The organism is Arthrobacter sp. 05L417 (genome assembly GCF_056397865.1).
Window position 1 is genome coordinate 64327 of record NZ_JBFTOG010000018.1, and the last position, 18333, is coordinate 82659.

Annotated in this window: 16 protein-coding genes; 8 read left to right on the forward strand and 8 right to left on the reverse strand. The window is 63.5% G+C overall.

The window, feature by feature from the left end:
* Window positions 1-14: 14 nt before the first annotated feature.
* The gene (locus AC1DJW_RS14380) at window positions 15-317 is read left to right on the forward strand and encodes a DUF4193 domain-containing protein (RefSeq protein WP_059389433.1); all 303 of its coding nucleotides are present in this window, start codon (window positions 15-17) and stop codon (window positions 315-317) included.
* A gap of 54 nt (window positions 318-371) precedes the next feature.
* Here AC1DJW_RS14380 and AC1DJW_RS14385 read toward each other — a convergent pair whose 3' ends face one another.
* A complete protein-coding gene (locus AC1DJW_RS14385; RefSeq protein WP_476901726.1) occupies window positions 372-1877 on the reverse strand; it encodes a CYTH and CHAD domain-containing protein in 1506 nt (501 codons plus the stop codon).
* A gap of 202 nt (window positions 1878-2079) precedes the next feature.
* On the opposite strand from AC1DJW_RS14385, the gene AC1DJW_RS14390 reads away from it, so the two are divergent.
* Together AC1DJW_RS14390 and AC1DJW_RS14395 are read left to right on the forward strand one after the other, a co-directional pair.
* Complete coding sequence (locus tag AC1DJW_RS14390) at window positions 2080-2748, forward strand: alpha/beta fold hydrolase (RefSeq protein WP_476901727.1); 669 nt, start codon at window positions 2080-2082, stop codon at window positions 2746-2748.
* A 315-nt stretch (window positions 2749-3063) separates the two neighbouring features.
* Window positions 3064-3363 (forward strand): ribbon-helix-helix domain-containing protein, encoded by a 300-nt coding sequence (locus AC1DJW_RS14395; protein WP_284753700.1) that lies wholly within the window; start codon window positions 3064-3066, stop codon window positions 3361-3363.
* Window positions 3364-3398: 35 nt separating this feature from the next.
* On the opposite strand, the gene AC1DJW_RS14400 is transcribed toward AC1DJW_RS14395, so the two are convergent.
* The 5 genes from AC1DJW_RS14400 to AC1DJW_RS14420 all read right to left on the reverse strand — a co-directional run bounded on the left by AC1DJW_RS14400 (window position 3399) and on the right by AC1DJW_RS14420 (window position 8638).
* Window positions 3399-3590: a hypothetical protein gene (locus AC1DJW_RS14400; protein WP_476901728.1), complete on the reverse strand. Its 192-nt coding sequence runs from the start codon at window positions 3588-3590 to the stop codon at window positions 3399-3401.
* A gap of 121 nt (window positions 3591-3711) precedes the next feature.
* Window positions 3712-4053, reverse strand: a complete 342-nt coding sequence (locus AC1DJW_RS14405) for a hypothetical protein (protein ID WP_284753703.1) — start codon at window positions 4051-4053, stop codon at window positions 3712-3714.
* 173 nt (window positions 4054-4226) lie between these two features.
* Window positions 4227-5939 (reverse strand): alkaline phosphatase family protein, encoded by a 1713-nt coding sequence (locus AC1DJW_RS14410; RefSeq protein WP_476901729.1) that lies wholly within the window; start codon window positions 5937-5939, stop codon window positions 4227-4229.
* A 221-nt stretch (window positions 5940-6160) separates the two neighbouring features.
* Window positions 6161-7072, reverse strand: coding sequence for a carbon-nitrogen hydrolase family protein (locus tag AC1DJW_RS14415; RefSeq protein ID WP_390282544.1), 912 nt, complete (start codon window positions 7070-7072; stop codon window positions 6161-6163).
* Complete coding sequence (locus tag AC1DJW_RS14420) at window positions 7073-8638, reverse strand: APC family permease (protein ID WP_476901730.1); 1566 nt, start codon at window positions 8636-8638, stop codon at window positions 7073-7075. It lies immediately after the preceding gene.
* Between the two features lie 106 nt (window positions 8639-8744).
* Between AC1DJW_RS14420 and AC1DJW_RS14425 the strand changes: the two genes are divergently transcribed.
* Window positions 8745-9437 (forward strand): TetR family transcriptional regulator, encoded by a 693-nt coding sequence (locus AC1DJW_RS14425; RefSeq protein WP_476901731.1) that lies wholly within the window; start codon window positions 8745-8747, stop codon window positions 9435-9437.
* Here AC1DJW_RS14425 and AC1DJW_RS14430 read toward each other — a convergent pair.
* On the reverse strand, window positions 9365-11539 hold the full coding sequence (locus AC1DJW_RS14430; protein WP_390282547.1) for a transglycosylase domain-containing protein: 2175 nt from the start codon (window positions 11537-11539) through the stop codon (window positions 9365-9367). The two genes, AC1DJW_RS14425 and AC1DJW_RS14430, sit on opposite strands and share 73 nt — an antisense overlap.
* A gap of 205 nt (window positions 11540-11744) precedes the next feature.
* On the opposite strand from AC1DJW_RS14430, the gene AC1DJW_RS14435 reads away from it, so the two are divergent.
* The 4 genes from AC1DJW_RS14435 (at window position 11745) to AC1DJW_RS14450 (ending at window position 15538) form a co-directional block, all read left to right on the forward strand.
* Window positions 11745-12017 (forward strand): hypothetical protein, encoded by a 273-nt coding sequence (locus AC1DJW_RS14435; protein WP_284753713.1) that lies wholly within the window; start codon window positions 11745-11747, stop codon window positions 12015-12017.
* Window positions 12018-12055: 38 nt separating this feature from the next.
* Window positions 12056-12988, forward strand: coding sequence for a threonine/serine dehydratase (locus tag AC1DJW_RS14440; protein WP_284753714.1), 933 nt, complete (start codon window positions 12056-12058; stop codon window positions 12986-12988).
* A 91-nt stretch (window positions 12989-13079) separates the two neighbouring features.
* Window positions 13080-13664 carry an adenylate kinase gene (locus tag AC1DJW_RS14445; RefSeq protein WP_284753716.1) on the forward strand — a complete coding sequence of 195 codons (585 nt, stop codon included), beginning with the start codon at window positions 13080-13082 and terminating at the stop codon, window positions 13662-13664.
* 41 nt (window positions 13665-13705) lie between these two features.
* Window positions 13706-15538: a glycoside hydrolase family 15 protein gene (locus AC1DJW_RS14450; protein WP_476901745.1), complete on the forward strand. Its 1833-nt coding sequence runs from the start codon at window positions 13706-13708 to the stop codon at window positions 15536-15538.
* On the opposite strand, the gene AC1DJW_RS14455 is transcribed toward AC1DJW_RS14450, so the two are convergent.
* Window positions 15518-18127, reverse strand: a complete 2610-nt coding sequence (locus AC1DJW_RS14455; RefSeq protein WP_476901732.1) for a bifunctional lysylphosphatidylglycerol flippase/synthetase MprF — start codon at window positions 18125-18127, stop codon at window positions 15518-15520. The genes AC1DJW_RS14450 and AC1DJW_RS14455 overlap by 21 nt on opposite strands.
* Between the last annotated feature and the right edge of the window lie 206 nt (window positions 18128-18333).

An 18333-nucleotide genomic window follows, 5' to 3' on the forward strand; every position in this document is an offset into this window, starting at 1 on the left:
AGAGATAACCCCAGGTGGCAACCGATTACGACGAACTCCGCTCCGACGTCGCGGAATCCCAAAGCACGTCACTTCAGGCCCTGCAGTCTGCCAATGCTCCGGACGCCCGCAGCGTTGTACGGGAGCTGGACGAAGCCGATGCTTTTGAAGGCAACGAGGTACCAGGCGGCGAATTCGTGGCCGAGGAACTGATCATTGCGGTCGTTCCCCAGAAGGAAGACGAGTTCACGTGCTACTCGTGTTTCCTCGTCCGTCACCGCTCCCAGATTGCCCGTGAAAAGAACGGCCACGCCTACTGCGTAGAGTGCGAGGGCTGAGCCTCTGAGGCTCAGATCCGTCCCTCACAGTCCCGTCCCCGAGAGTTGCGTTCATCACAGGGGATTCAAGCGCTTCTTCTTGGCGAGCTTTTCATAGCGGGCCTCGGAGTCCGCGGCTCGCTGCTCTTCGGCAGCGAGCAGGGGGCCATAAGGCGAGTTGTCCTCCACCGATCCGCCGGTATCGTTTGCGAGGCGGAGCAGCACCGAGCGGCTCACGACGCTGTCCTGGTGCTCTCCTAGGATCTTCTGGATCTTCTGGGCGTTACGCGCCAGCTTCACGGCGGGCTTCCCATGAACGTCTTGCAATGCTTCGGCTGCATGGCGTAGGCGTTTGGCGTCTTTGCGGACCTGATGCAGTGCCGCGTCGTTTTCGTCGCCGCTGTTCTGGGCCACTGCCTTCTGGGACCGGCGCAACCGTTTGATCGCTTTTCCGGCCAGCTTGGCCGTGACGGGACGGGCCTTCTTCCCGGCACGAGGCCTTACGGGAGGCTCGTCGCGGAACTCCTCAAGCGCGTCCAGGAGCCGGAAATACCGTTTCGTTCCCAAGGAGCGGAGCATCTGGCGATACCCGGAGTTGAAGGCGGCCTCGAGTTCATCATTGATCTTGGTGGCAGCTGGGGCGGGTACCAAGCCGTCGGGTTGCTCATTCATCAGTTCCCCGATCCGGTCGCGCAGCACCTCGGCATCCCGGGCCTTGCCCAGGACCTTGCTCAGCCATTTCAGTTCGGCCTTGAGCTGATCCCCGGCGTCGGCGTCGAAGAGCTTGCCATACGTGGACAGGGTCGAGCGCAGCCTGCGGGTGGCCGAGCGCATGCGGTGAACGGCGTCGTCGACGCCTTGCCGGACTCCGGAGTCCAGTGCGGTGATTTCGGCGATCTGCGCGGCAACGTAGGCAACTATTGCGTCTCCGGCAGAACCCTTCGGACGGGCTTTTGGTGGCGTCGGCACAGCGGCTGGCCAGGCCGTTCCGAATGCGCGGGCAAGCTTGGAAGCATGCCCTGAGGGGGTTGCGCCGGCCCCTGACAAGACGCGCTCCGCACTCTCGAACAGCGCTTCATCGCCGTGGACCAGCTCGATTTCCCATTCCCGCCATCGCCTCTCCAATTGCCTTGGGTGCAAGGTCTCGGCTGTCACGTGGTCATCCACGAAGTCGGCCAGGGTGACGTCTTCGCTTCCGTGCAGGCGATGCAAAGTGCGGCGGGTATGGATCCGGGCCACGGGCCTGAGCTCTTCGCCGCGGGTGAAGACGATGAGCCTCTCCGCCAGTTCCTCGGGGACGATCTCGGGCTGCCCCAGCGGCGCCTGGATCTCCACACGGGTGTCCCGGTCTGCCGGCAGTTTCAGGTGCCATCCTGAATCGGTGCCGCCGGTGCGGCGCCGCAAGGTGATGCGGTGCCTGGCAAGGGTCAGCCCGTCCGTGTCGAAGTAGACGGCCTCGAGTTGATGATCCGCAGGGTCTGCGACCTGTTCGACGCCGGTGATGTCCACGAACGCGGGAAGCGGCGTTTCCAAGTCGGCGTCGTACTTGCGTTCTGTTTCCACGGATTCCTGGGTCGACATGTCGTTTCCCGTCCTTCTCGTAGCTGCTCGCACCTATAGGCATCCTCCCACCAGGCCTCCTGCAGGAAAAGACCGGGCCAAAGCCTCTCCAGCGGGTCCCTTGCGGGCGCGGCGATCTGGGGAAGAATGTGGGCATGACTTCGACGCCGAGCCTCGGTCCGTTTGTTGATGGCTTCACTGATGGCTTCACGGGGGATGCCTCGTGAGCGCGTTCGTGCTCGTGCCCGGAGCAGGCGGCTCAGCCTGGTATTGGAGCCGCGTCGTCCCCCTCTTGCAGGAGGCAGGCCACGATGCTGTCGCCGTCGATCTGCCCGGCGACGACGAAAATGCGGGACTGCCCGAATACGCGCGCCTGGTTGGGGCCGCTGTCAGTGGCCGGAACAACGTCGTGCTTGTGGCGCAATCGCTTGGCGGTTTCACGGCACCCATGGTGGGAGCCCGGACCGGCGTCGCAGAGATCGTCTTCGTCAACGCGATGATTCCCAACCCGGGTGAGACCCCCGGAGCATGGTGGGACAACACGGGCTGGGAGGACGCGCGCAAGCGTGCTGCCGCGGCCGGCGGTTACAGCGCGGAGTTCGATGTGAACGAGTACTTCCTGCATGACGTTCCGCCGGAGCTTGCGGCCGAGGGGGAACCATACCAGCGCCCCGAGGCCAACGCAGTCTTCGCGTCGAGCTGCGAATTCGTGGAGTGGCCGGCAGTTCCCATCAGGGTGCTCAGCGGTGAGGGGGACCGGTTTTTCCCGCTCGAGTTCCAGCGCACGGTCGCACGCGATCGCTTAGGCATTGAGCCGGATGTCCTGCCTGGCGGGCATCTCCTTGGGCTGTCGAATCCGGTTGGGGTTGCGGATTATCTCTTGCGCCGATGAACTTTTTACAACCCCGGTCCTTCGATTCCCTAGACCGGAGTCGGCCCAAGCCCTAAGATCGCTCTGACGGCACCAGCCCTGGCTGATCGATGTCCGTCGCGGTCTCACCCTTAAGCGTGAGCGCCGGGTCCGTTCCGCGACTCCTGGGTCTCCGAACGGGCCCGGTCGACCTCCGTCCGGCTACTCAATGGCGATGCTGATGCGGCGCGCTCAGTGTCCGAAGGCACCAACTTCGCGATAGTTAGAGAGTAATTACTCGTAGATGGTGACTGTGGCCTTCCAACGGAGGATGCTTGATTGTTGGGAGGGAAAATCATGACACGAGATGTGACTCATTTCGAGCGACTTTCGGCGTGGACCGAAAACGACATGAAGCCAGCCGTCGGCAAGTTGTTGCGCGGTGATGGTTTGCCTGCCGATGCCCGGGAAAGCAACCATCCCTCGCCCTTGGATTTCCAGATCCCCCAGGAACTGGACCGCGCCTTGGAGTCGGCTTCACAGACGCTCAGCCTCACGCCCAGCGAGATCCTGCGCGAGGCCCTGTCTGAATGGTTGGGCACTCACGGACAGCCGGCCACGGGCCACCATCCGTTCGGGAAGCACACCGCGCTGTAGGGTCGGCCAGGCTGCGGGTCGAGGAGCTGCAGCCGCTACTGGAGGCTGCCCTGGGCAGCGTCTCCGTGCTGTGCGGAGCGGAATGGCGACGCCGCAAGGAACACAGCAGCCGCCACGAATCCCGCGAGAGCGATCCACAGCGTCGGCTGGTACCCGACTGATACGGCGAGCAGGCCACCGGTGGGTGCGCCGACCACAATCATGGCCCGTGGACTCGAACTATCCATGGGGTTTCAGCGACCGTTCACGGGCAGGCTGAAGCCGATAGAGCGGACACTTGTGCCGACGCCGCCCACCCGGGGACTGGGCGCCCATGGCCAGTCCCCGGGTATGCAATGCAAACTGCTCTTAGCCGCCGCAGTACTTGCTGTAGTTGGCGCCCGCGTTCTGGTAATCGTTCTTCAGGGCGTTGAGCTTCGCGGTATCCGGGTTGTCCTTGGAGGACTCGTCCAGGTAGTCCACAAGCGTCTTCAGGGTGGGCTTCAGCTCATCCGAGGACACGGCTTCGATCGGGCGGAGCTGGTTCGCTACCCGGATGGTTCCCGTTTTGTCCGTGGTGTTCGTGGGGTTCGAGATGACGGTCTTGACCCGGCTGCAGGTGTCCGCGGTGCTCAGCTGCTGCGGTGCGGAGCAGGCTGAAGCGGAGAGGACGAGCCCGGCCGCGAGCAGGGCTGTGGTGATTTTCTTCATGGTTCCCTCAGTAGTTGCTGACGTTTGATTGTAAGCAGACCGGGCGTGGCGCCCAATGCAGGCTTGGCCAGCGGAAGGGTCTATTGCGTGCATCCTAGGGCCTGATGGTCACAAGGGAGGGGCCCCTTGGCCGTCTGGCCGCGGAACCCCTCCAGTGTTTGAGGCGCGCTGGATCAGCGCTCAGGAAGGGCCTTGGTCCCCTCGATCTGCACGGCCTGCAGTTTGTTCGGATCCAGGCCAAGGGTCTTCAGGATGGTCGGGGCAATCTGGGTCGTCTCGACGGTGCTGGTCACTGTCCGGGCGTGTTCGTCATTTGCGCCGGAGACCACGAGCGGCACATCGCGGTCGTCCGCGCTGGCTCCGCCGTGTTCGGCGATCTTGGCCTTGCCGCCGGTGTAGACCACGCCCGTCTGGGCGATGCCCAAGATGTCCGGGTAGCGTGCGTCGCTGGTTTGGGTGCCGAAGTAGTTCGCAACCTCGCTGCCCGCGTAGATCTTGCTCAACCCCGAGGTTGCCACGGTCTTGGCAGCACCGTTGACGTCGTTACCGGCGGCCGAATGCCCTGCCAGGTAGTCCTTGGCGAACTGCGCAGCTGCCTGGTCCGAAAGCCACAGCTGCATGATGTCGTCGTCGGTGGAGAACGCAACGAGGTCTGCGGAGCCCGGGTGTGCGGACTTCCACGCGGCGTTCAGGCCGTCGATGATTGCGCTGTCAGGGACCCTCGTCAATGTCGACGAGTCCATCGGTGACTGGCCGTGCTTGGCAGAAAGGATCACTGTGGTGTCCTTTGCGTGGCCGGAAGTGGCCAGTGCGGACTCGAACTTCCCCACGGAAGCGTTGACGAAGTCCAGGGCTTTGCTCAGGAGCGGCCCGGGAACGGTGCCGCCCTGAAGGTAGCCGCCGGTCAGGCCGTCCGACGTCGGGAGCTTCTGAGCCGTCGACACGGCCTGGAAGTTCATCCCGAAGATGCCCGGTACTGCGGCCGTCTTGGTGCCGGAGTGGTCCTTGCCGTCGATTTCGTTCACCACGGCCTGGACCTTGTAGCCGTCGTACTGCTGGGTTGCGGCGTTGTCCTTGGTCCAGTCGCCATTGAAGGGAGCGGGGGCGATGCTGTTGATCTCAGGAGTGAACAGGTCATCCAGGCCCTTGCCTGAAGGGCCGTTCAGGATTTCGTATGCAGGGTGCTTGTCCGACCACGCCGTGGTCAGGCCAGCGCTCTTCGCCACCTCGAAGACCGTATTGACCTTCAAGTACTGGTGCGGATAGACCGGCTTGCACGTCGCCGGGTCAACCGGGAGGGCGGCCGGGTCGAGGAGAGCGCCGGGCTGTCCCGTCATGTTCAGGATGCTGGCCGGAAGGCCGGCCAGGCCTTGGCCGGCGTCGAGGGCGTTCTGGTCCTTGTCGGCGGCTTCGGTGAAGGCCACTTCGGCGCCGGGCGCCGTGTTCTTGCAGTCCGTTGTGCCGGCTGGCAGGAGTGCCCTGTTGAAGGTGTCGTCATAGTAGACGCCGGTGGTCCCGGGATTTCCACCGGTCAGCTGGCCGACCATGCCGGGGAAGGAGTCCGAAGGCACGGGAGTCTGGGCGTGCGTGTAGCTGGTGCCGTGGTTTACCAGCGACGCCAGTGCCGACGTCGGGTGGTTCTTCACGTACAAATCCAGGTCCTTCTGGTGGAGGCCATCCACCGACAGCAGCAGGACATGCTTCGATGTTTCGCCCTGGCCCTTGTTGCTGTCTGATTCCTGCTGGCCCTGGACGTTCTGGACGTCCTGGACGTCCTGGCCGCGTGAAGCGTCGTCGGCAATCGCCGGCGCCACCGCGGATCCGGCCATGAGCACGGCCCCCAGGACCGCTGCTGTGGCAAGCCCGTTTTTCTTGGCTGTCTTCATCAAAGTAAGACCCTTCGCTATTGCGTTCTTATCGATCGAAAATGCGTCCCCGGATGATTCTTGTTGCGGGGAGGGACTCCGTCTTGCCAATTGGGCCCAACCGCGGAAACGTTCACGACAGGTTCAATTGCGGGTAGCCGAACTCTTCCGAAACTCACAGGAAGCCCGCGTACCCCCGCGGGTGGCCGGGGGTACGCGGGCTTCTGTTGTCGGTACGGTCCCTAGGAGGACGTCGCGCTGAATTGGCTCCCGCGTGATTCGTCCGCGTCCTCGGGGCTCCAAGCCGGTGGTTGGAAGTGCGCTCCGCCGAACATGGGGTAGGACAGGATTCCTTGTTGGTCCTGGAGCTGCGCCCACGGCCTGTTGATGCCGAGTGTGCCGTAGCGCCGGACCTGCGTGACCCGGTCGAGGTCAAGGACGGCGAAGAGGATTTCTTCGCCTCCCCTCGCTTGCTGCATGATGGTGCCTTCCGGGTCCACGATGACGCTTTCCCCCACTGCGGACGGGTCGGCGCCGTTGACGTTGACCACGTACACCTGGTTTGCGAAGGCGTTGGCCCGTGACATCACGATTTCCATTTCCCTGTCCCGGGTTGTGGTCAGGGTGGGCTGGATGATGACTTCTGCTCCAAGCCATGCCAGCTGCCGGGATACTTCCGGAAAGCTCCCGTCGAAGCAGATGGCGAGACCCACCCGTCCGCGGTCAGGGATGTCGAAAGTCACGAACGAGTCGCCGGGCGTGGTGGTTTCGAACGGGCGCCAGGGAAAGAGCTTCCGGTATCGGGCCACGATCTCGCCGTCGGGGGAAACCGCGATTGCGGTGTTGTACGTGTTTCCTCCATCCGTTTCAAGGAGGGAACCGGGCACGAGCCAGACCCCCAGACGGCGGGCCAGTTCGGAAATGCGGGCGGTGAGCTGACTCGGGATGGGTCCGGCGGAACGCGTCTCGCCGTCCGGGTCCGGGATCAGGAATTGCCCGGGTGCAGCGAGAAGCAGTTCGGGTGCGACGATGACGTCGACTTCGGGGCCCAGGATTTTGGCGGTCTCCGCCTGGGCGGCGAACCGTTCCCAGGTTGCTTCGACGTCGTAGGGAACGGGCTTCGTTTGGATTGCCGCAATGGAAAGAACTCGCATTTATGCCTCGGTTTCGCTGCTCAGGATGGCTTGCAATTCGTTTCGGGTGGAGAAGTTTCCCCGGGGGATCGTTTGCCCGGAAAAGTACGCACGGAGTTTGGGACGGATGATTCCAATGACCACGACACCCAGGGCCAGGGCGCCGATTCCGATCCAGAAGACGGTTCCGATGCCCATCCAGGACATCCCGGCGTATTCAGGGGACAACATGTCAATGGCGCTGTATATGAAAGCCCCCATCATCAAGAGCGCACCAAGGCCGGGCAGGATGCCTTTGAGCCAGAGGGAAGAGGCCGAGGCGCGCATCTGGGGAGCAAAGTACACAACACAGGCCAGGGCCGTTGCGGCGTAGTATGCGGCGATCATCAGGCCGACCGAAAGAATTGCCAAGCCGATGAAGTCGGCACTGATTGACGCCAGCGCCACTGTCACGCCAATGCTCAGGAATGCCCACCACGTGATTGACCTTGTTGGGGTCCCCCTGGATGCGTGCATTTTCGTCGTCGCTGCCGGCAGCGCGCCGTAGGTGCCCATGCTGAGCCAGGACCGGGGGTTGCTGATTGCTACGGTCATCAGCGCCGCCAATGCCGAGAGACCAACGGCGAGGATGATGACTTGCCCGAAGAGGCCACCCGTTGCCTGGGGGCCAAGGACTGACAGGACGTCCGAGACGGTTGTGGGATCCGTGATTCCTTTGGTCCCGGCAAATCCGACGGCAGCTGTTGCAGTCACGACGTAGAAGAGCAGCAGGATCACCGTGGTGATGACCACGGCCCGCCCGGGTGTGCCTTTGCGGTCAGTAGTTTCTTCATTCACGGCTATGAGAGCGTCCCAGCCCCAATAGATGAAGAGGCACAGAATGACACCGTGGACCAGCCCCGAGAGATCGCCGGAGGCAAAGGGATTGAACCAGTCCAGGACCGGCGTTTCCGCACCGGTTACTGAACTGCCGGCGGCCATCGCGATAAAGGCTCCAATGCAGAACCCGCCCAGGGCAATCAGTTGCAAGGCAATCAAGGCGTACTGGAGCCATGCGGAAAGTTCGATTCCCCGGGCTGCCACAACAGCACTGAGGGCGATCAGCCCGCAGGCAATGGCGACGACGATTACCGGTTGGGAGGCCGCCCATCCAAGTCCCAGAAAGGTCAGGAGGTACGTCGTGGCAACCTGGGCCAGGGCCGCGCTGGCGATGAAGGTGGCGACCTGTGGTACCCAACCGCCGAAAAACCAGCCGGCCCACGGCCCGAACACCCGTGAGATCCACACGAAGACTCCGCCGCAGTCGGGCATTTCCCTATTGAGGTCCCGGAACGCGAATGCCGTGAACAAGATGGGGAGGAACCCTAGAAGGAACGCGGCGGGCGTGCTCGTTCCCACTGCCAGGACAACGAAACCGAGGGTTACGGCAAGGCTGTAGGCGGGTGCAACCGCGGCAAGTCCCAGTGCCACTGTGGGGCCGATGCCGATCGATCCGGCCTTCAGTCCTTTGGTGGCCGCGAGGGGCGGAGGGGCAGGGGACTGAGGGGCGAGGGGCGGTGCGGTCGGAGGTGGAAGGTGGTGCGACATGGCGACTCCCTATCGAATCGAAGTTATTTGAATCACATTCAAATTTGAATGCCATTCAATACTCGATTAGGCTGGCTGTCAATGGGCGTCGAAGCAGGGGATGGCAATGACAGGTCTCAGCAAGAGGGAAGTACGCCGCCGGGAGATCGCTGCAGCGGCGCTGGCCGTGGCCGCTCGTGACGGTGCAGAAGGCGCGACTCTGCGTGCAATTGCAGCGGAGGCAGGTATGGCCGCCAACGCCGTCCTGTACTACTACGGGAGCCTCGCCGACATTACGGCCGCTGCAGTCAAGGCCTCCTCCGACCGCCTTCTTGAGAAATTGTCGGAGGCCGTAAGTGCCGACATGAGCCCGACTGTCCGCCTCGCCGCGGTTATTCGGGCTGGAACCACCGCGGGGCTGGACGATGATGTCTCCCGGATACTCTACGAATACTGGCCCCATTCGCTCAGGGACGTGGAGCACCGGCGGATACAAGGGGAACTCACCAGCGCCCAACAGCTCATCTACGAAAGGGTCATTGCCGAGGGAATAGAGGCCGGCGAGTTCTTTCCGGTTCTTGCCCCGGCCAAGATCGCACGCACCCTCGTGGCCCAGGAGGACGGCCTCGTCATGGACGTGCTGGCCGGCAATGCCAGCAGTGACGACGTGCTGGACTTGATCGCGAGCCTCGCCGCGGCCCTTCTGGGGGTCGACAGGGACGCGCTACTGGACAGGAATTCTGAAACTCACCGGGAAGGACTCGGCGCGGGCGTCCCGATCATAGACGCGGGCGGCGCCGGGAAGGGGGCCGTCGGGTAGAGCCCGGCGACCTGCGTCATGTAGTTGGCCCATTGCGGCCCGGCCAGCATGTAGCCGTCGATGGCCGTGTAGAACTTGCCGTTGATCGTGACGTTCTGTCCCGCCCGGCTCTGTCCTGCCATGGTGTCGCCGAAGAAGGACGCTGTGGCGAGCCCGGTGGTGTATCCGACCACCCAGGTGGAGCCGTTGCTGTTGTTCGTTCCCGTCTTTGCCGCGGTAGGGAACAAGTCCTGGACTTTCGGTTGAATGTAGATGCCGGATCCCCGTTTCAGGACGTCCTGGAGCACGGAGTTGACGCCGCGGGCAACCTCGGGCTTGATGGCCGGGTGGCATGAACTGGCTTGGGCGGGCAGCTTCGCGCCGGATGGATCCGTGATGCCCGTAATGGCGATCGGCCCGCAGTACCTGCCGTCATTGGCGAAAGTGGCAAAGGCGTCGGCCATCACGAGCGGCGATACCTCGGTGCCGCCGAGGAGGTTGCCCAGTTGGTGCATGTTCACGGGTGCGTTGTCCACACCACTGTGGAGACCCACGGCATCCACCACCCTCTGGATGCCGCAGAAGTCCAGTTGGGTCGCCTCGGCAAAGGTTGCGGTGTTGATCGAGTTGTAGAGTCCGTAGTTGACGGGCATTGGGCGGTAGTATCCCTCATCGTTGTTGCGGAGATCGTCCGCTGTGCCAAGGCCGGCGATCTTCTGGGCTGTGCTGTATCCGCCCAGCACCCTCCCGCAGCTGTCCCTCCAAGGGAATCCCAGTGGATAGACCCTTCGCGACGCGTCCACCACTGTGGTCATGGACTTGCCTTCGTTGAGCCACTCCGTGAAAGTGAAAGGCTTCATGGCGGAACCTGGCTGGAAACCGCCGGCTCCGTTGAGGTCATTGCCGTTGGCGTCCTTGGAATCAACGTTGAAGTTCAGCTGCGTGTCGAACTTCCCGGGCTCTGGAAGGAACACTGTGTTCTGTGCCATGGCCAGGATCTTGCCTGTGCCGGGCTGCACTGAGACCAAGGATGCGCCCCATTTATCCGGGTTCGCCCCCGCCGTTGCATCGACCTGTTGCTGTGCTACTGCCTGCAGGCGGCTGTCCAAAGAGGTGGTGATGGTCAAGCCGCCGCGGTACAGAAGCTGTTCCCGGTCCGTGACGGTAGCACCGTAGGCCGGATCATTCAGGATGAGATGGGAGATGTAGTCGCAGAAGTACGCAGCCATGTTTGCGGCGGCACAGCCTTGCCTCCCGGGCGTAATGGTGAGCTTGAGGGGAGTGGCGACGGCGGCCGCGTACGCTGCTTGCTGGATCTTGTGCTGGGCGAGCATATCGGCCAATACCAGGTTGCGCCGCTTGATGGCATTGTCCGGATGGATGGAGGGGTCGTAGAAGCTGGGGCTGTTGACCAGGCCGGCGAGCAACGCCGCTTGTGGAAGGCTGAGGTCCTTGGCGGACACGCTGAAGAAGTGCTGCGCTGCGGCTTCGATGCCGTACGCGTCCCGATTGAAGAACACGATGTTCAGGTAGCCCTCCAGGATCTGGTCCTTCGTGAATTTCTTCTCGAGTTCGACCGCGAGCTTCATTTCGCGCACCTTGTCACCCAGGGTTTTCTGGCCGCTGAGCACCACTTGTCCGGTCTGGCCTGCCGCCAAACGGGACTCGTTCAGTACGTTGGTCACGTACTGCTGCGTCAAGGTCGACGCACCCTCGTTGGTGCCCTTGGTGAAATTGGACGCTAACGCCCGGAGAATCCCTTGGGGGTCGATGCCGCCGTGCTCGTAGAAACGGCTGTCCTCGACGGCGACAATCGCGTCCTTGATGTAGGGCGACATCTGGTCCAGGCTGACCTTCACCCGGTTCTCGGCATAAAAGGTGGCGATCGTCTTTCCGTCTGCGCTGAGCACCTTGGTGGACTGTGACGGCGAGTTGACCACCAGATCACCCGGGAGGTTGTCGAAGTACTGGATCGAACCGCTCACGGCCATGCCGGCCGAGGCCACGCCGGGGACTACCAGCCCGGCGGCCAATACACCACAGACCGCACTCACCAGGAAGAATCCCAAGACCCTTCGCAGGACCCTGGCCAAACCACTTTTCGGGTTGTTTTTCCGAGCCATTTTTCCAGCTATCAACCGTGCGTGATTTCAGATTACGCCGCCATTCCACCCGTCACATAGGCCCCAAAATCCGTGGCGACACGCCCGCTGCGGTTATGTTCGTCACTTCGCCCGCGCGCTGACCGTGTCCGGCGATTTTCCGGATGCATACTGAAGTTATTCGGGTGCGGTGATGGAAGGCAGGTGGCAGCCGGTGGAGACACTGATGGCTGTTGTGAGGAGCGAGTATTTTCCGGCGGGAGCCGTGCTCGTGGGCGTGGTTTTGTTCTGGACAATCGGATTGCTCGGAGGGTTGTCCTGGTTGAGCGGAGCGCAGCAGCCCCTGGCCATCCTGACGTGGTTGATCTTCATCTACGGCGTGGTTGTGCTGTCTCCCCTCGCCGGAATCTGGGCCGCCGTGGACCTTGCCCGCCGTTGGTTGCGGAACCGCCAGGCCCGCCGGCAGCAGCTCGGATCGGCCGACGTCGAGTCCCTCTAGCACCTGCCATGATCCGACCGCACGGAACGAGGACTCCCATGATCACACGCGTCGACGTCGATGAAGCTGCCGCCCGGATTGCGGGGAAGATCCGCCGTACGCCCGTTTTCGAGGCGGATGCCGGGACGGTGCCCGGGCAATTGTGGTTCAAATGCGAATTCATGCAGCACACGGGGACGTTCAAGGCGCGGGGTGCCTTCAACCGCGTGCTGGCTGCCCGGGAGCGCGGCGAGCTGAAGGACGATGTTGGAATCGTCGTCGCCTCAGGAGGCAATGCGGGGCTGGCGAATGCCTACGCCGCGGCGCAACTCGGCGTGCCCGCAACCGTTTTTGTCCCCGAGACCGCACCTGCCGTGAAAGTCAAGAAGCTCAAGGCCAGCGGAGCCACCGTGGTCCAGCGCGGAACGGAGTACGCCGAAGCGTTTGAGGCCGCCCTCGCCTACGCTGCGGAAACCGGCGCGGTTTACTGTCACGCCTACGATCAAGCCGAAATTGCCGCTGGCGCAGGCACGGTAGGCTCGGAACTCCTGGAACAGCTAGGAGACGTTGACACCGTTGTGGTTGCCGTTGGAGGCGGCGGGCTCATGGCGGGAATCGCGGCCGCCGTCGAAGGTCAGGCCCGGGTTGTCGGCGTCGAGCCGGACAATGCTCCGACCCTCTTTTCGGCCCTCGCTGCGGGGGCGCCGGTTGACGTTGCCGTCTCCGGGATCGCCGCAGATTCCCTTGGCGCCCGGCAGATCGGCCGGATCGGTTTCGAGGTGGCCGTCCGTACGGGCGTCCGGACGGTCCTGGTGTCCGACGACGACATCGCCGCGGCACGCTCCCTGCTCTGGGAGCAGTACCGGATAGTCGTGGAACATGGCGCAGCCGCCGCTTTCGCGGCCGTGAACTCCGGAGCGTATGTTCCGGCAGAGGGGGAACGCGTGGCCGTGATCCTCTGCGGCGCCAATACCGACCCCGCCACGGTCTAGGAGGCGTGGCCCTGCCGCGAGCGCTCGGCAGTTGCTAAGCTCTAGCCACAATGCCGGGGCACGCAAAACCGCTTCACGATCGGACAGTGGCATGACGCGATTGATCATCATGGGCCCTCCTGGCTCGGGCAAGGGTACCCAGGCTGAGCACATCGCCGCGCATTTCGGTATACCTGCGATTTCCACCGGAGACATCTTCCGCGCGCACGTCGGAGGCAGGACGGAACTCGGAGCCGAAGCCAGCAAGTACATGGACAGCGGCGAGTTCGTGCCGGATCACGTCACCAATGCCATGATCCGACAGCGACTTGGCAACGCCGATGTCCTGGCAGGATTCCTCCTGGACGGATATCCCCGTACGACGGCGCAGATCGAGGCATTGGACGGCATTCTTGCCGGCAACCGGCAGCAGCTGGATGCCGTCGTCGAACTAACGGTCGACGACGACGAGCTGGTGGCGCGAATGCTCCGCCGGGCGCAGGAACAGGGCCGCAGCGATGACACGGCGCCAGTGATACGGCGTCGCCTGGAGCTCTATCGCAACGAGACGCAGGCCGTGGTTGAGCGATACTCCGAGCGCGGAATCGTGCTGGCCGTGGATGGTTCCGGCCAGCGGGAGGAGATCACGGCCAAGGCCATAGCCGCTATTGAATCAGCACTAGGAAAGGGACTGTGAACGGTCAACCGCCTACCGGCCAGAGGATCGAAGACTATGCAATGATCGGGGACCTGCACACCGCGGCCCTGGTCAGCACGGCGGGCTCCATAGACTGGCTGTGCCTCCCACGTTTCGATTCGCCTGCGTGCTTCGCCGCGCTCCTGGATTCCCCTCAAGCCGGGCGCTGGCTCTTGGCGCCTGAAGCCGGGGGAATCTGCACGCGCCGCCAGTACCGGGACGGAACCCTCATCCTGGAAACGGACTGGGAAACCAAAGAAGGACACGTCCGGGTCATCGACTTCATGCCGCCGCGCGACGCCGTCGCGGACATCGTGCGGGTGGTTGAAGGGATCCGCGGGACGGTCAAGATGCGCGGGGAGCTGATCCTGAGGTTCGACTACGGACACGTGGTGCCGTGGGTGCGGCGCGACAGGCACGGCCTCCGCGCGGTTGCCGGTCCGGACTCCGTCTACCTCAAAACCCCGGCGCCGTTGGTCGGCAAGGACTTCACCACGGTCAGCGAGTTCACGGTGAACGCCGGTGACCACGTGCCCTTCGTCCTGACTTGGGCGCCCAGCCACGAACGGCGGCCCCGCACCGTCGAGGCAGATATCGCCCTGGACGACACGGCAGCATTCTGGACGGATTGGTCCAAGCGTTGCAACGTCCGGGGGCCTTACCGGAAAGCCGTTCAGCGTTCCTTGATCACGCTGAAGGCCCTCACCTATGCGCCAACCGGGGGCATTGTTGCCGCGGCCACTACCTCGCTGCCCGAGCAGATCGGCGGGCCCCGGAACTGGGACTACCGCTATTGCTGGCTCCGTGATGCCACGCTGACGCTTCAAGCCTTCCTGGCCGCAGGCTATACCGAGGAGGCCGCCGCGTGGCGGGACTGGCTCCTGCGCGCTGTGGCAGGCGACCCGGCCGACCTCCAGATCATGTACAGCCTGCATGGCCACCGGCGATTGCCGGAGACGGAACTGACCTGGCTTTCGGGATACCAGGGTTCGACGCCGGTGCGCATCGGGAATGCGGCGGCCGAGCAGCTCCAGCTGGACGTCTGGGGAGAAGTCCTGGACTGCCTGTCACTGACCCGTGCATCGCTGATGACCATCGGCGATGAGTCCTGGGCTATCCAGACTGCCCTGATGCGCCACCTTGAGAGCACCTGGGACCAGCCGGACAACGGGCTCTGGGAAGTACGCGGCCCGCGGCGCCACTTCGTGCACTCAAAGGTGATGGCCTGGGTCGCGGCAGACCGCATGGTCCGGGGAATCCGTGAATCCGGGATGCCCGGCCCTTTGGATCGCTGGGAGGCGCTGCGGGACACCATCCATGAAGAAGTCATGACCCATGGATTCGACGCGGACCGCAATACTTTTGTCCAGTCCTACGGGAGCAAGGAGTTGGACGCGAGCCTTCTCCTGATCCCCAAGGTGGGCTTCCTGCCGCACGACGATCCGCGCGTCATCGGCACCATCGACGCCATCCAGCGCGAGCTGACGGAAGACGGCTTCGTGTTGCGCTACCGTCCGGAAGACAGCGACGACGGACTGCCGGGCGGGGAGGGCGTCTTCCTTGCGTGTTCCTTCTGGATGGTGGACGCACTCTTGGGAGCCGGACGCCGTGCGGAGGCGACGGCCCTCTTCGAGCGGCTCCTGGCCCTGCGCAATGATGTGGGCCTGCTCAGCGAAGAATGGGACGCACACGCGGGCCGCCAACTCGGCAATATGCCCCAGGCATTCAGCCATTTCGGTTTGGTGCTCAGTGCCTTGCAACTTCACCACGGCAAAGCGCACCACAGCAACGTCCCGATCGGCGGGGTCCCGCCGTCGGGCTCTTCGCCGGAGGCATCGGAGTCGTCGTCAGCCTCAGGGGCGGGCTTGACCTGAGGTTCCGGAGCGCTTGGGCCAGCGGAAGATCCGGCCTGCCAACGCCAGCCCCGCGCCGAGGTTGAGCATTGGCAGGTAGGCCCGCGCCACTGCGGTCCCAACGGCAGGCAGGGAAGCCGCATCGGGGTAGAGCATGTAGAGGGGCTCGTACCGGGGCCGGAATTTTGCCTTGAACGCCAGGAGTGACCTGAACCCGTATACCGGTTCCAAAGTAGCGCCCAACCAGTCGAGCAAGCGGTCGAGGCTGCCGGGCGGCCGGGATCGTGGCCTTGGGCGTGGCATCTCGGAAGGATCCTCTTCGACCCGTGCCAGGGGTGCTCCGGAAAGGCTCACGAATTCGCATCCTTCATCCTTGAGGCTGAGGGCCGCGGATGCGATGAGGAATTCGATGCTGGCACGGAATCCACCGCTGCGGCGCCGCATGAAATCCAGGGTCCAGCCCACGATGTGCCCGTTGCGGTATACGGGCAACCAAGATGTGACTGCGTGGACTGTGTGGCGCTTGTCGATTGCAAGCAGGCAGCGCACCTCGGGGTCGTCGAGCTCGTCAAGGCTGCCCAAGGTAAAGCCCATTTCGGGCATGCTCCTGTCTGCCACCCATTCTTCGGAGATTTCCTCGATCTGGACCTGGACTGAGAAGGGGGCCGAGGCGTAACTCGTCCATTCGTAGCGGATGCCGGCCTTCGAAGCATTGTTCAACGCCGTGCGGATGTCCTGGAACTTCTTTCCCTTGAAGGAGACCGAATGCAATGGCAGGACCGTTTCCTGGGCTACCTGTGCAGAGCTCCATCCGGAGGAATCCGCGTGGTCGCGCAATTCCTGGGGCACGGAGTAGAAACACGGTGTCCACCCATTGCCCCTGCAATAACGGGCAAATTCTTCGAAGACGGCGGCCATCTCGGATTTGGGTCCCACCGGGCCGCCGAGCGTGAGAGCAACCCCTGTGCTGACCCGGTACGCAACAAAGGACTCCCCGGAAGAGGAGAACCAGTACATGTTTCCCGGCCATGTGGTCATCCAGGACAGTGAGCTTCCCTCCCACGTCTTGATGACTTTCCGGGCACGCTCCGTGCTGGCGTCGTGCCGGGTGTGGGCCTGGTGGAGGAAAGTCCTGAAGATCAGGACGCCCGCGACGGCCCAAAAGACGACCCCGACGCCTTCGTACACGAGAACAGCGGCCGTGCCTTGGGGGAAGATGGCCGGGGGCACGTCCAGGACGAAGCCCAGCGGGAGGAAGCGGTCAGGGACATCCGCCAGCAGATCCGGCAGACCTGGAACTGGGGAGAAATCCTGGGCCAGGAAGAAGCCGGCTCCGACATAGACGACACTGAGCACAGCCGCCATCGCAAGTACCCGGACCGCGAGGCGCCGGTAGGTCCCCTTCGGCGCCTGGACATGAAACAGCCGCCGGGTCGCGAGCAGAATGATGGTCAGCGCAAGAGGCAGGAGCAGTGGCAGGGCCAGGGTGAACGGCTGCGAGGAAGCCGATCCTTCGATTGCGACAATCCCCTCGCTCGCACCGGTATCCGAAGTAGTTTGCTGCAAGACTCCAGCGAGTGCGATTCCGGCCAGAACGGAAAGGCCCACCTGGATCAAAAGGGCCCCTACCCAGGCAAAGCGCCGTCCCCGGCGGAGGCCCTCAGCAAGCAACAGCAGGAGGAAAGACGGAAGGATGGCCATGAAGATCCCGCCGGCGCCGGCGCGCAACTGCAACTGCGCGACGGCACAGTCCTTCGCCTGCGCCGGATCCGAGCAGAGGCTCTGCAGTGTTTGGGGATCGACGGGCTGGATGTTGGTGAACAGGAAACGCAGGATGGACAACGGTCCCACCGCATGCGGGATAAGGCCGGCGACTACCGGACCGATCGCCGACACCGCAATGAGCAGCGAAAGCAGCACACGCCCTTCGTGCCGGGAACTGACCGGACGCGCAAACCGCGGCCGGCGCCCCATCAGCAGAGGCCCGAGAACCGTGCCCGCACCTGCGGCGCCGAGCCTCACCAGGTCCGCAAACCCTCCGCTGTACAGGGCCAGGAGCAGCAACAAGGCGAAGACGACCAGCCGGATCCGGCGCCTCCACAGGGTTGCCATGGACGCAGTTCCCGCCATGGCGGTACCGATGATGAATGCGCTCGGACCGAAAAAGAGGTGGCTGCCTATCTCCTCCGTCCAGTTACCAAGCAAGCCTTGGGCCAAGGCAAGGAATCCCAGGGCAATGCCAACGCCCAGAATCTGGCTGGAGACAGCAGCTATTGCGTACGCCCGCCATCCCATTCGCCGTTCCAAAGGCACGCCCAGCAGCAGCACCAACGCAGAATCCAGGACGTAGCCCGTCAGGTCCCTGGCCCAGGCTGCGGAAGCCACAGCGGCCCACCAGTGATCTGGAAGAGAGCGCGGGGTCAGTGCGACGTTGAGCCGCCATTGCGCATCCGGTCCCGTGGCCAGACTCGAGGTCAGCGCTCCCAATCCCCAGAAAACGATGACAAAACCCAACGTGAGCTGCACGGAGCGCAGCCATCCCGTCCAAGATCGCCGCAAACGGACGTCGGGGACGGACGGGGTTCCCGGCTCGGGCGCCGGTGCGTGCACGGAGTTCCTATCTGTGCGTCGGAAGGATGGGTGCGAAATGAAATTCTTTCACACCGGCCGTCCGAGCAGGATAATTCCGACGTCGTCGCCACCTTCCCCGTTCCGATCCAATAGACTCCGACGTAGGCAGGCTGCCGGCTCGTTCCGTCACCGGCCTTTGGGCAATGGAAAGTTGCTTCTGCAACGCTCTAACGAAGAGAAAGCAC